The organism is Geodermatophilus sp. URMC 62, assembly GCF_052931475.1.
In genome coordinates this window covers 4,828,697-4,841,491 of sequence record NZ_JBRFHY010000001.1, presented here as the reverse complement: position 1 = coordinate 4,841,491, position 12,795 = coordinate 4,828,697, and the positions used below count along the sequence as shown (strand labels likewise).

General features: G+C 74.3%; 12 protein-coding genes and 1 pseudogene. 10 read left to right on the top strand and 3 right to left on the bottom strand.

Going from position 1 to position 12,795, the window contains the following annotated elements; translation table 11 throughout:
* Window positions 1-37: 37 nt before the first annotated feature.
* The 4 genes from ACU616_RS23245 to ACU616_RS23230 all read left to right on the top strand — a co-directional run bounded on the left by ACU616_RS23245 (window position 38) and on the right by ACU616_RS23230 (window position 4,994).
* Window positions 38-1,033, top strand: a complete 996-nt coding sequence (locus ACU616_RS23245; protein WP_446760778.1) for an NAD(P)H-dependent flavin oxidoreductase — start codon at window positions 38-40, stop codon at window positions 1,031-1,033.
* 194 nt (window positions 1,034-1,227) lie between these two features.
* Window positions 1,228-2,136, top strand: a complete 909-nt coding sequence (locus ACU616_RS23240; protein ID WP_446760777.1) for an NAD-dependent epimerase/dehydratase family protein — start codon at window positions 1,228-1,230, stop codon at window positions 2,134-2,136.
* A gap of 119 nt (window positions 2,137-2,255) precedes the next feature.
* Window positions 2,256-2,459, top strand: coding sequence for a hypothetical protein (locus tag ACU616_RS23235; RefSeq protein WP_446760776.1), 204 nt, complete (start codon window positions 2,256-2,258; stop codon window positions 2,457-2,459).
* Between the two features lie 372 nt (window positions 2,460-2,831).
* The gene (locus ACU616_RS23230; protein ID WP_446760775.1) at window positions 2,832-4,994 is read left to right on the top strand and encodes a S8 family serine peptidase; all 2,163 of its coding nucleotides are present in this window, start codon (window positions 2,832-2,834) and stop codon (window positions 4,992-4,994) included.
* A 24-nt stretch (window positions 4,995-5,018) separates the two neighbouring features.
* Here the strand turns inward: ACU616_RS23230 and ACU616_RS23225 are convergent.
* Window positions 5,019-5,363 (bottom strand): annotated as a pseudogene (locus ACU616_RS23225) (MBL fold metallo-hydrolase); the annotation flags it as partial.
* 180 nt (window positions 5,364-5,543) lie between these two features.
* On the opposite strand from ACU616_RS23225, the gene ACU616_RS23220 reads away from it, so the two are divergent.
* The 3 genes from ACU616_RS23220 (at window position 5,544) to ACU616_RS23210 (ending at window position 8,265) form a co-directional block, all read left to right on the top strand.
* Window positions 5,544-6,494: an alpha/beta fold hydrolase gene (locus tag ACU616_RS23220; RefSeq protein ID WP_446760774.1), complete on the top strand. Its 951-nt coding sequence runs from the start codon at window positions 5,544-5,546 to the stop codon at window positions 6,492-6,494.
* Window positions 6,495-6,629: 135 nt separating this feature from the next.
* Window positions 6,630-7,451 (top strand): alpha/beta fold hydrolase, encoded by an 822-nt coding sequence (locus tag ACU616_RS23215; RefSeq protein ID WP_446760773.1) that lies wholly within the window; start codon window positions 6,630-6,632, stop codon window positions 7,449-7,451.
* Between the two features lie 52 nt (window positions 7,452-7,503).
* On the top strand, window positions 7,504-8,265 hold the full coding sequence (locus tag ACU616_RS23210) for an alpha/beta fold hydrolase (protein ID WP_446760772.1): 762 nt from the start codon (window positions 7,504-7,506) through the stop codon (window positions 8,263-8,265).
* A gap of 314 nt (window positions 8,266-8,579) precedes the next feature.
* Here ACU616_RS23210 and ACU616_RS23205 read toward each other — a convergent pair whose 3' ends face one another.
* Together ACU616_RS23205 and ACU616_RS23200 are read right to left on the bottom strand one after the other, a co-directional pair.
* Window positions 8,580-9,245, bottom strand: coding sequence for a potassium channel family protein (locus ACU616_RS23205; protein WP_446760771.1), 666 nt, complete (start codon window positions 9,243-9,245; stop codon window positions 8,580-8,582).
* Entirely contained in the window at window positions 9,238-10,650 is a 1,413-nt protein-coding gene (locus tag ACU616_RS23200; protein ID WP_446760770.1) for a TrkH family potassium uptake protein, read from the bottom strand. Before ACU616_RS23200 ends, ACU616_RS23205 begins: the two co-directional genes overlap by 8 nt.
* Before the next feature lie 227 nt (window positions 10,651-10,877).
* Here ACU616_RS23200 and ACU616_RS23195 point away from each other — a divergent pair, with 227 nt between their 5' ends.
* From ACU616_RS23195 to ACU616_RS23185, 3 genes are all read left to right on the top strand, one after another.
* On the top strand, window positions 10,878-11,192 hold the full coding sequence (locus ACU616_RS23195; RefSeq protein WP_446760769.1) for a hypothetical protein: 315 nt from the start codon (window positions 10,878-10,880) through the stop codon (window positions 11,190-11,192).
* 134 nt (window positions 11,193-11,326) lie between these two features.
* Window positions 11,327-11,698: a glycerophosphodiester phosphodiesterase family protein gene (locus tag ACU616_RS23190; protein ID WP_446761517.1), complete on the top strand. Its 372-nt coding sequence runs from the start codon at window positions 11,327-11,329 to the stop codon at window positions 11,696-11,698.
* Window positions 11,699-11,819: 121 nt separating this feature from the next.
* Window positions 11,820-12,785, top strand: a complete 966-nt coding sequence (locus ACU616_RS23185) for a patatin-like phospholipase family protein (RefSeq protein WP_446760768.1) — start codon at window positions 11,820-11,822, stop codon at window positions 12,783-12,785.
* Window positions 12,786-12,795 lie beyond the last annotated feature (10 nt).

Genomic DNA, 12,795 nt, shown 5'->3' with positions numbered 1-12,795 from the left:
GTTCGACCGGCCCCAGCCACCCCGGAGGTGCGCGATGGTGACCACCCCGCTGTGCACGTCCCTCGGCACCGAGGTGCCGATCTGGAACGCCGGCATGGGCGGCGGCCTCGCCGGCCCGGAGCTGGCGGCCGCGGTCTGCGGTGCCGGTGGCCTCGGGGTGCTGGGGATGGGCGGGCTGCCCACGCCGGCGATCCGGGAGTCGATCCGGCAGCTGCGGGCGCTCACGGACCGGCCCTTCGCGGTCAACCTGATCGTCCCGCTGATGGACGAGGAGGCGGTCTCCTGCTGCCTGGAGGAGCGGGTGCCCGTCCTCGTGCTCTTCTGGGGTGACCCGAGCCCGTACGTCGAGGAGGCGCACCGGGTCGGGACGAGGGTCCTGGTGCAGTGCGGCTCGGTCGCCGAGGCCCGGCGCGCAGCGGCCGCCGGTGTGGACGCCGTGATGGTCCAGGGCGTCGAGGCGGGCGGTCACGTGCGGGGCACCACGGCGCTGTCGGTCCTGCTGCCTGCGACGGTGGAGGCGGTCGCCCCGCTACCGGTCGTCGCCGCTGGGGGCATCGCGACCGGACAGCAGGTCGCGGCCGCCCTCGACCTCGGTGCCCAGGCGGTCTCCCTGGGCACCCGCTTCCTCTGCAGCCAGGAGTCGCGGGCCGCCCAGGAGTACAAGGACCGCGTCGTCGCCGCGACCGCGGAGGACACGTTCTCCACGAGGATGTTCGACGTCGGGTGGCCCGACGCCCCGCACCGGGTGCTGCGCAACGGGGCCGTCCGCGACTGGGAGGCGGCCGGTTCGCTGCCGATCGGGTCCCGCGCCGGTGAGGGGGACGTCGTCGGGAAGATGCCGGTCGCGGGGCAGACGGTCGAACTGCCCCGCTACGGCATCTTCATGCCGATGGAGGGGTTCGAGGGCGACCTCGACCACGCGGTCCTCTACTGCGGTCAGTCCTGCTCGCTCATCGACGACATCCGACCCGCGGCCGACATCGTGCGGGACCTCGCCCGGACTGCGGACTCCGTCCTCGCCGGGCGCTCGTAGACCGCGGCGTCCGTCAGCCGGGGGGCGCCCTCGCATCGAGCACCCGCCCGCTGTCCGCCGTCGGCGCTCGCGTCTGCGGCGCCGGCTCGCACACCGTCCTCCGCCGGGACGCCGCACCGAGGTCGCCGAGCGGCCTGACGCCGTGCGGGTCGCGCAGGGAGCGCCGTCGTGGCGCCGCTGGCAGGGTGGACGGCGTGGCCGACTCCTCTCCCGTCGTCGTGGTGACCGGTGCGAACGGACTGGTGGGCAGCGCGGTGTGCCGGGCCCTCGTGGAGCGGTCGGCGCGGGTGCGCGCCGTGGTCCGCCGCGCGGGCAGCGCGCCGGCGCTCGACGGCATCACCGAGCACGTCGGTGACTTCGCCGACGAGTCCCTGGCCCGCGCGGTGACCCAGGGCGCCGACGCGGTGGTCACAACGGTGCACCCGATGGGCTCGTCGCGGGAGGTGCAGTACCGGGTGGGCGCCGAGGGGACGCCGGTCCTGGCCCGGGCCGCCCGGGACGCCGGTGTCGCCCGGCTGGTGCACCTGTCCACGGCCGGGGTCTACGACCGCTCCGCCGGCGTCGGCGACGTCGCCGAGGACGGCGCCCTGCTGCCCGAGGGCAGCGGCGACTACCCCGACACGAAGAACGCCACCGACGCCGCGCTCGCGCAGGTCGGCGGGCTCACCACCGTGCTGGTGCGCCCGCCGGCGATCATCGGCGCCGGTGACACGTCGGTGTGGAACACCCTGCGACCGCGGGCCGTCCGGAACGGCGACCGCCGGGTGAACCCGGCGCAGACCTGGGCCTGGGTGCACGTGGAGGACCTGGCGGCGCTGGTCGCCGACGTCGCCACGGGCGCCGTCGCGACCGCCGACGACCCGGAGCGGGGCCCCGTGGCCGGGAGCACGACGCCGGTCATCGTCGCGGGCGAGCCGGCGACGTGGCGGGACTACCTCGGCACGGTGACCGACGCGCTGGGTGTCGCGCCGGAGTGGACCGACGAGCCGGTGTGGACCGGGCAGCTGCTGGCCGACCGCGCCCGCCGGTGGGGCTGGACGCCGCGGGTGAGCCTCGCCCAGGCCCTCGACGAGCTCCGCAACGGCCTGGTCGCGCGTCCGTGACGGGGCTCCCGGGCTGATCAGGCACCCCCCCGGGAGGGGGGACGGGAACGGGCGGCGCGGCGCCTGACGTTGTGCAGGGACGACGCGCCCGGCCCGGGTGCGGGAGTGGAGGAGGAGACGTGGACTACCTGCAGCGCCTGCGCCAGGAGCGGCCCGTCGTGTACTTGTTGGTGCTGCTGGTCGGCGTCTGGGTCGGGTTCCAGGTCCTCCTCGTCGTGGCGCAGCTGCTGCTCGGCCCGTTCGCGCTGCCGGCCTGGGCGCCCCTCGCGCTGGTGCTCGCGGTGCTGGTGCTCATCGCCCGCCGTCAGCAGCGGTCCCGCTAGTCCATCGCCGCGGTTCGCGGCGCCCTCAGGGGGCGCCTCCCGGACCGCGCGCACCGGCCGGGACCCCAGCGCCCGACTCGACCGGCACCGCCGGGTGGTCGGACGAGCCATGGGCGGCGGCTGTCCTGCGCGCGCCTGGACCCGCCGTCAGGCCCGCGTCGCCACGACCACCACCGTGCCGGCCTCGCCTGGCCGTCGTCCTCGTCTGCGTCGGGTGCCTGCCGACGACCACGCCGTCGGCGACGCGCTGCCCCTCCTCGGACGCCGCGTATCAGGAGGGGACGCCCGCTGCTCCTGGGTGTCGATCCCCACCCGTCACACGAGCGGAGCCGAGCCGAGATGACCTCCACTGCCAGGGCGACAGGACCGATGGTGACCACGAGCATCGAACCGGGTGAGGTCGTCCGCCGGGGCACGGTCATCTCGGTACGAGCCCGGGGCGACATCGCGCCGGAAGCGGTCGGTGGTGTCACGGTGCCGGGGCAGCGGGCCACCGTGACGCCGGCCGGCGACGGCACCGCCGCGGTGTCGACCGAGGGGCTCCCGCTGGGCGCGCACGTGCTGCGCATCGGCGAGGTGCGCCCCGACGGCGACGGCGACGGCGACGGCGGTGGGTCCGAGGTGGTGGCCGTCCCGTTCGTCCTGGTCGACACGCCGGCGCCGGTGCCGGACGACGTCGTCGTCCACCACGCCGTCCGGCTGCGGATCGGCGAGCTCGACGTCGAGCGCCTGCCGATGGCCCCGGGTGGTGAGGGCCCGTTCGTGGACGTGTTCAAGGCCGCGCGACGCGGGGGCGACGAGCCGGTGCAGCTGGCGTTCGACGACCGGGGCGAGCCGGTGGACGTCGACCACCTCCTGGCGGGGGTCGCCGCCCGCCGCGCCGAGCGGTTCGGGCGGGTGCACCCGCACCTCGACGCGCGGGTGCGCGGCCTCGGCGCCGACGAACCGGTGCCCGTCGCCGTGTGGCTGCACGCAGGAGACGCGGCGGACCCGGAGAAGTCGGAGGACGAGCCCACGCCGGAGCCTCCGCGCGACGAGCTGGCGGCCCGCGAGGAGTGGGTCCGGCTCGGCGAGCGCTTCGCCGCGGCGGCCGCGGAGGTCGACTTCGCGGCGGAGCGGATCGACGACGCGGCGCCCGTGGTGTTCGGGCAGCTGCCCGCCGGTCGCGTCGCCGCGCTCGCCGACCGGCCCGAGGTCGCAGCGGTGTTCCTGCACGAGGTCGAGGGCATCGAGGACCTCGCGGACTCGATCGCCATCGCGAACGCCGACGACGCGCACGCCGCCGGGGCGACGGGCCGGGGTGTGAGGGTGGCGGTCTACGAGGACGGGCCGGACACCACCACCGACCTCGTGATCGCCGCGCGGTTCCGCTCCGACCCGGCCACGAGCGACCACAGCCGGCACACCCACGGGATCATCCGCAACCAGCGGCCCGGCGCGCCGCACGGTCATGCGCCGGACTGCTCGCTGCACTCCGCGAACAGCAAGTCCCTCGCCGCGATCCGCTGGGCGGCGATCGAGCAGGGCTGCACCGTGATCAGCCAGAGCTTCCACCGCACGGCCGAACAGACCTCCTCCGAGCTCTCGTTCGACGACGTCTACAAGGACCACCTCGCACTGCGCTGGCCGTACCCGACGATCTGCGAGGCGGCCGGCAACGGAACGTCCTCGGAGTTCGTCAACCACAAGGGGTTCAACCGGCTGACCGTCGGCAACCACGACGACCAGGCCGCGGCGATGTCGTCCACCTCGGTCTTCGGCAACCCGGCATCGCCGCACGGCGACCGGGAGCTCCCCGAGCTGGCCGCGAACGGGACGGCGGTGACCGCGGTCGGGCTCACCAAGAGCGGCACGAGCATGGCGGCCCCGGCCGTCGCCGGTGGTGCGGCCCTGGTCCAGCAGACCGCGCCGCTGCTGCGCTCGTGGCCGGAGGGCTGCCGAGCGATCCTGCTGGCCGGCGCCTGGCGGAACCCCTCCGGTGGCACGTGGCGGGACGACCTCGTCGCGGGCGTCGATGCCGCCGACGGTTCCGGCGCGCTCGACTCGCACGCCGCCGTGCGGATCGCCCGACACCGGGAACGGCGCGGCGGGGACGGGTCCCGCCGCGGCTGGGACGTCGGCACCGTGCGCAGCGCGGACCTCGACCGGTTCGGCTTCACCACGTCGTCCTACCGGGTCACCGTGCCGCGGACCGGCCTCCGCTCGCGCGTGAAGGTCGCGCTCGCCTGGAGCTCGCACGTCGACGTCCTGCGCTTCCTGGGGCTCAGCCTCCCGCTGTCCTCGCACCTCACGGTCGACCTCGACCTGCACGTGCGGGACTCCTCGGGCGCCACGGTCGCGACGAGCACCTCGTGGGACAACAGCTACGAGATCGCCGAGGTCGCTGCCCGACCGGGGGAGACGTACGAGGTCCGGATCCGGCGCTGGTCCGGGACGGAGCGCGTCTGGTTCGGCATCGCCTGGACCGTCACCGGTCTCGACGTCCTCCTCGACCGCGTGAAGGCGACCGGTGCCGAGGGTCTCAGTCGCCGGTGAGGGGCCCTCGGTGCGCGGCTCGTCGAGCTCGCCGGACCGGACCGCCACGTCGCCGGCGACGACGGGACGACCGCCGGTCCCGACGACGACCACCTGCGTGCCGGGTGTGTGGCCGGGTGCCGGGAGGAGCCGGAGGCCGGGGAGCAGCTCGAGCTCGCCGTCGACCGGCACGTACCGCACGCCGGGCGCGTCGACCGACGCGCGGATGGTGTGGTCGTCCTGGCTGTGCGCGTCGTCGAGCTCCCGGCGCTGGACGGAGGTCGGTCTGCCGGCGAGGAGGTGGTTGCCGCCGCAGTGGTCGACGTGCAGGTGCGTGTTCACCACGACGTCGATGCCGGCGAGGTCAACGTCCTGCCCGGCCAGGGGCACGAGGCGGGGATCCGTGTCCGCCACCGGCGCAGGCGCCGTGCAGCGTCTCGCGCGGTGTGCCGCAGCCGGGGGTGCCGCACCGCCCTCCCGGGGCGTCGATCGAGTCGATCGACCCAAGCGCTCCGGTGGGCCGCCGGTGCAGGATGCGGCGCCTGCGCCGGCTCCCGAGGAGGAGGACCGATGTCCGATCCCACCGCGACGGGGAGCGACGCCGCGCTCCCACCCGAGTTCGACCGGCTCCCGCTGTCCCGGATGACCGTCGGGGAGGTGTCGCTGCGGGTCCGCGCAGGAGGCGACGGGCCGCCGCTGCTGCTCCTGCACGGCTACCCCGAGACACACCTGGCCTGGGCCCTGGTGGCCGGCGAGCTGGCCAGGGACTTCACCGTCGTGGCTCCCGACCTCCGCGGCTACGGGGAGAGCTCCAAGCCCGCCGCGGTACCGACGCACGAGAGCTACGGCAAACGGGCGATGGCCCAGGACTGCACCCGTCTCATGCAGCAGCTCGGCTTCGACCGGTTCGACGTGGCAGGCCACGACCGCGGCGGCCGGGTGGCCTACCGCATGGCGCTCGACTCACCGGCCGCGGTGCGCCGCCTGACCGTCATGGACGTCATCCCGACCGGGGAGGTCTGGGCCCGCGCCGACGACCGCTTCGCCATCGGGTACTGGCACTGGGGCTTCCTGGCCCAGCCGCACCCGATCCCGGAGCGGCTGATCGAGCAGGACCCGGAGTTCTTCCTCCTCGACGCCGAGTTCGGCGGCGCCATCCGCCGCTTCCCGCCGGCCGCCGTCGCCGACTACGTGCGGTGCGCCCGGGATCCGGCCGTCATCGAGGCCATGTGCGAGGACTACCGGGCCGGTGCCACCTGCGATCGTCGGTGGGACGACGAGGACCGGGCCGCGGGGCACCGGATCACCTGCCCGACGCAGGTCCTGTGGGCCGGGAGGGGCGCGCTGGAGGCGTGGTACGACACGCTCGCGGTCTGGCGCGACTGGGCCGACGACGTCTCCGGCGCCGCTCTGGACTGCGGGCACTTCCTGGTCGAGGAGCGCCCGGCCGACGTCCTGGCTGCCCTCCGCACCTTCCACGCCGGCGGTCGTGGGTCACCGGGGCCGTCCGTGTCGCCGTAGCAGCGTTCCGCCGGTCGGCCTCCGGTCGTCTCGAGGTCACTTGACCCATGCGCGGCCTCGCCGGCGCGAGGAACGTCCTCGACGCCTCCACCGAGGGGTGCGCCGGGTCGATGCGACGAACCGTGGGGAGGGGTCGTGGGGACGTTCACCACCGAGGACGGCGTGGACATCTTCTACAAGGACTGGGGGAGCGGGCAGCCGGTCGTCTTCAGCCACGGGTGGCCGTTGACCTCCGACGCCTGGGATCCCCAGCTCCAGCTGGTCGCCGATGCCGGCTACCGGGCGATCGCACACGACCGGCGAGGCGGTGGCCGGTCCTCCCAACCCTGGGAGGGCAACGACCTCACCACCTACGCCGAGGACCTCGCCGGGCTCATCGAGCACCTCGACCTGCACGACGTCGTCCTGGTCGGGCACTCCACCGGTGGAGGTGAGGTGACCAGGTACATGGGCCGTCACGGCACCGCACGCGTGGCCAAGGCCGTGTTGCTCAGCGCCATCCCGCCGCTGATGGTCCGGACCGACGCGAATCCCGACGGACTGCCGCTCTCGGTGTTCGACGACATCCGCGCCGGCGTGGCCGGGGACCGGTCGCAGTACTACGCGGACCTGTCCGCCGCGTTCTACGGCGCCAACCGTCCGGGTTCGAGCGTCTCGCAGGGCAAGAGGGACGAGTTCTGGTTGCAGTCGATGTCGGTCGGGATCAAGGGCGCCTACGACTGCGTCAAGGCCTTCTCCGAGACCGACCTCACCGAGGACCTCGAGGCCATCGACGTCCCGACGCTGATCCTGCACGGGGACGACGACCAGATCGTGCCCATCGTCGCCGCCGCTCGCAGGTCCATCGACCTGGTGCCGAACGCGACGCTCAAGGTCTATCCGGGAGCTCCGCACGGCCTCACCGGAGCCCACGAGGAGGAGTTCAACGCCGACCTGCTGGCCTTCCTGGGCAGCTGACCCACCACCGGATCCGCGCCGTTCCCGAGATCGGGAGATCGAGGAGATCACCATGTCCGAGTCCGCCACCGCCCCCACCGTCGCCCTCGTCCACGGGGCCTTCGCCGACAGCTCCGGCTGGAGCGGCGTCATCGCCGGCCTCACCGCTGCCGGGGTGCGGGTGCAGGCCATCCCCAACCCCCTGCGGGGCATCACCCACGACGCCGCCTACGTGGCCAGTGCCCTGGGCCAGATCCCCGGCCCGGTGCTCGCCGTGGGGCACTCCTACGGCGGGGCGGTCATCAGCAACGCCGGAGCGCGTCCGGGGAACGTGATCGGCCTGGTCTACGTGGCCGCCTTCGCCCCGGACGAGGGGGAGACGCTCCTGGCGATCGAGGGGAACTCCACGGACAGCGTCCTCGACAGCGCTCTCGTCGAGCTGCGGTACCCCACCGGGGAGGGGGACGGGACAGAGGTCGAGTTCGCCATCGACCCCGCGCGGTTCCACGACGCCTTCGCCGCCGACGTGTCCCCCGAGGAGAGTGCGGTGATGGCCGTCGCGCAGCGGCCCGTGTCGAGGCGGGGCTTCACCGAGCCGAACGGGACACCGGCCTGGAGGAGCCTGCCGTCGTGGGCGGTCGTCGCCACCGGGGACAAGGCCGCCGGCAGCGACGTCGTCCGCAGCATGGCCCAGCGGGCCGGCGCGACGATCACGGAGCAGGAGGGCTCGCACGTCGCCTTCGTCACCAAGCCCCAGCCGGTGGTCGACGTGATCCTGCAGGCGCTTCAGTCCCTGGGACACGAGGTGCGCGGTCGGACGGTCGCCGGCGTCTGAACCGGCCGCTCCCGTGCCCGGGTGGGGCTGTCGCAGGGGCGGCGGACCCACCCACCGGCCGCGGGGCTGCCCCGGGCGCGTCGATCCGCGGGTTCCTCCGCGACGTCGTCCGCCGTCCACGGGATCATCGAGCGGCGGAGCTGATCGCCGTGCGAGCTGGTGTCCGACCGGCGCCGACCGTGAAGCACCCACCACGAGGAGCCCGGCGGCGACCGCCCGGGTCGGTACGGCCGGCGGACGGAGGCGGGAGGACGCGGGGACGAGGGCCGGGCGGGATCGCCGATCGCGGTGGACGCCGGGGAGGTGTCCGGGGCTCAGCTGGCCTCGGCGGCGAACTTCTCGATGAGGTGGGTGGCTCCGGACACGATGAGCAGGTCGCCGTCCCTGACGGTCGTCTCGGGGACGGCGTGGGTGAAGTCCTCACCGCCTCGCTTGACCCCGACGATGGTCACGCCGTACCTGCTGCGCAGGGCCGACTCGCCGAGGGTCCTGTCGAGGGCCTCTCGTGGCGCCTTCATCTTGACGATCGCGAAGCCGTCGTCGAACTCGATGTAGTCGATGAGGCGACCGGACAGGAGGTGGGCGGTGCGCTCGCCGGCGTCGCGCTCCGGGTAGATGACGTGGTGGGCGCCGCTGCGCTCCAGGATGCGCCCGTGGGCAGGGGTGATGGCCTTGGCCCACACCTCCCGTAGTCCCAGGTCGAGCAGGATGCCCGTGCTGAGCAGGCTCGCCTCGATGTCGTCGCCGATGCCGACCACCGCGATGTCGAACTGCTCTGCGCCCAGTTGCCGCATGGCGCTCTCGCTGGTGGCATCGACCTGGGTCACGTGCCGCAGCCGGGTCGACCACTCCTGCACCAGCTCCAGGTCGGCGTCGACGGCCAGCACCTCGTGACCGAGGCGTTCCAGGGTGGTGGAGATCGAGCTGCCGAAGCGTCCCAGTCCGACGACCAGGACGCTGTCCTCGTGGTTCCTACCCAACGAGCACCCTCTCCTCCGGACGTCGGTACAGGCGGCGTCGTTCCCGCAGGACCAGCGCTGTCGCCAGCGTGACAGGTCCGGTCCGGCCCAGGAACATGAGCGCGATCAACACGTACTGCCCGGCCGCGGGCAGGTCTGCGGTGATGCCGGTGGACAGCCCGACGGTGGCGAAGGCCGAGACGGTCTCGTACAGCACCTGGTCCAGAGGCAGCCCGGAGACCACGAGCAGGACGAGGGTCCCGGACACGACCAGGGCGACGCCGAGCAGCGCCACGGTGAGGGCCTGCCGCAGCACCGGTGAGCTGATCTCCCGGCCGAGGGCGTCGACGTGGGGATCGCCCCGGGCCTCGGCCACGATGGCGAAGAACAGCACCATGAAGGTGGTGACCTTGATCCCGCCGGCGGTGCTGGCACTGCCACCGCCGATGAACATGAGCACGTCCTGGACCAGCAGGCTCTCCGGCTGCATGGCGCCGACGTCGACGGTGTTGAACCCGGCCGTCCGCGGCTGCACGCCCCCTTGGAAGAAGCTGGTGAGCAGCTTACCGGGCACGCTCAGCGGGCCGAGGGTACCGGGGTTGGTCCACTCGAAGGCGCCGATGACGACGGTGCCGCCGAGCAGGAGCAGGGCGTAGGTCAACAGCGTCGTCTTGGTGTGCAACGACCAACGCCTCGGGGACGTCAGCTCCCGCCGGAGTTCGAACAACACGGGGAAGCCCAGGCCGCCGAGGACGACGGCCGCCGCGATCGGCAGGCAGACGAACGGGTCGGAGGCGAAGCCCACCAGGTTGTCGCTGTACAGGGAGAAGCCCGCGTTGTTGAACGACGAGACGGCGTGGAACACCCCGCTGTTGAGCGCCTCGAGGGCCGAGTGGTCGTATCCCAGCCAGAACCTCAGGGTCAGGGCGAGGGTGACCAGCGCCTCCACCGTGAACGTCGTGCGCGCGACGCCGCCCAGCACGCGGCGGAGGTCACCGAGCCCCTCGGCCTTGGTCTCCCAGCTGGTCAGCAGTCGAGTACGGAGGCCGAGGCGGCGCGAGGCGGCCAGTCCCAGCAACGAGGCCAGCGTCATGATCCCGAACCCGCCGGCCTGGATGCCGACGAGGATGACGAGCTCCCCGAAGCCCGACCAGTGCCTGGAGGTGTCGACGACGGCCAGACCCGTCACGCACACCGCGGAGGTCGCCGTGAACAACGCCTCCCGGACGGTGGTCGTCTGCCCCGGCTCGGCGGCCACGGGCAGCAACAGCAGCACCGTGACCGCGAGAACGGCCACCGCGAACGCCAGTACGCCGGCCTGCGCCGGGTGCGGCGTCCGCACCAGCCGGACCAGCCGCGTCCGCAGCCGGCGCGTCCGCGTCGGGCGGCGCTGCGCGCGGTCGATGCCCGGTTCCGTCGCGCTCAACGACCCCTCCGTCGGCCAGCGACCCGCCTCACGGCTGCAGCACCGATGACGCCCAGAAGCTACCGCCTGCTCGCCGGTCAGCGGCCGTCGCCTCCGTGCGGCCGGTCCCCAGGAGGCGGTGGCCGAGCGGATGCCCGATGACCCCCACGGCGGCGCCGGGGGAGGGCATGCTCCGCACACCAGGAGGCGCCCGACCGGTGTGGCGGGCCCCGCGGACGGAGGACGCGATGACCGATCAGCAGCCAGTGGAGCCCGACGCGATCATCGGCGCGGACGGGGCAGCAGTCGCCCGCCGGGACGCCGGGGAGGGCGGGGTGGGTCATCTCCCCGAGCGGCTGGTCTCGACGCTGGCGCGGCTGGGCACCGCCGGGCCGGTGCTGGCCGCGTCGGCGGTCGCGCTGACCGCGGTCGCGTCCGCCAAGGTGCTGCAGATGGCCGGGCGCACGGCCTGGCAGGTCGCGGTCCGGGACGCGCAGCCGCAGCGGATCACCGGCCAGGTCCAGATCACCTGGACCCAGGTCGAGATCCGCATCCTGGAGTAGCCCTCGAGAACTCACACCCCGGTGGCGGACGCCGGCGCTGGCGTCACCGGGGGTTCACGGGCGCGCCATCGACTCCCCGTGTCGACGTGACGGGACGGTCGTGAGCGCTCGAGGTCGGCGTCCGGGCCACGCGCATCCTCGGTCACCGCGGTGCCCCCAGCACCCTCCGGCACGCCGAGAACACCCTGCAGTCCGTCCGCGTCGCCCTCGACGCAGGCGCCGACGCGGTGGAGGTCGACGTCCGGGCCACCGGCGACGGGGCCTCGTCGACGGGTGCCGGCTCCACGTCGACCCGGTCGTCGTCGGTCGCGGTCGACGGCCGTTCGAGACCGCGGACGACCCGACCGACCTGGAGCTGGTGGAGAACCGGCCGTTCGGCAACGGGGTCGCCCTGCTGCGCCACGCCGTCCCCCGGACCTGAGCCCGTCGCCGGCCGGATGTCGGTTGCGCGCCGCGTCACCGGCGTGCGACCGTCCCGGCGATCGTGCTCCACCGGCAGGAGGTGAGACCCGTGAACGCAGTGTCCAACGCAGTGTCCGCAGCGGGTGCTCCCTCCTGTCCACGATCGCGCGACTGACGTCGTCGCCACCGGGAGCGCCGCCAGGCGATCCGCGAGAGGCGACTCCCATGAACACGAACCCCTCCACCACCCCGCACGTCCCCTCGACGACGAGCTCCGGCGGGGGCCAGCCGCAGGCCGGCGCCACACCTCCGGCGGGCGCCGCGGGGCAGCGGGCGCTGGTCCTCGGTGGCGGCGGATCGGCGGGCAACGCCTGGTTGATCGGCGTCGTCGCCGGCCTGTTCGACGCCGGGCTGGACGTGGCCGACGCCGATCTCGTCGTCGGGACGTCGGCCGGGGCCACGGCCGCGGCCCAGATCACCGGCGCGACCCCGCCCGACCTGCTCGCCGCCGTCCTCACCGCGCCGCCCCCGCACCGCACCGGTCGGGTCGGCCCCGCCGGCGGGCGGGGTCCTCTCGCCGAGCACATGGAGCGGACGGGCCGGATCATCGCCGCCGCCGAGGACGCGGCCGACATGCGCCGCCGGATGGGTGCGGCGGCGCTCGACGCGGCCGGGGCGGACGGCGCCGGGTGGACGCGGTGGCGCGCCACGGTCGCCGCCCGGCTGCCCGGGCAGCGCTGGCCGGAGCGGCGGGTGCTCGTCACCGCGGTCGACGCCCGCACCGGGGACCCGGTCGTGTTCGACCGCTCCAGCGGGGTCGACCTGGTGGACGCCGTGGCCGCCAGCTGTGCCGGTGGCCCCGCCTACGGGATCGGCGACCGCCGGTACGTCGACGGCGGCTACCGGTCCGTCGAGAACGCCGACCTGGCAGCCGGGTACGCGCGGGTGCTCGTGCTGTCACCCCTGGGCGGTAGATCGCGGCACCCGCGGGAGTGGGGTACCCGACTGGTGAGGCAGGTCGAGGTCCTGCGCGCCGGCGGCAGCAGGGTCGAGACCGTCTTCCCGGACAGCAGGTCCCGCGCGGCGTTCGGCGAGGACCTGATGGATCCGTCGACGCGTCCGCCCGCCGCTCGAGCCGGGCACGACCAGGGCCGCGCCCTCGCCGGGCGGCTCGCCGCGTTCTGGCGCTGACGGCTCCGAC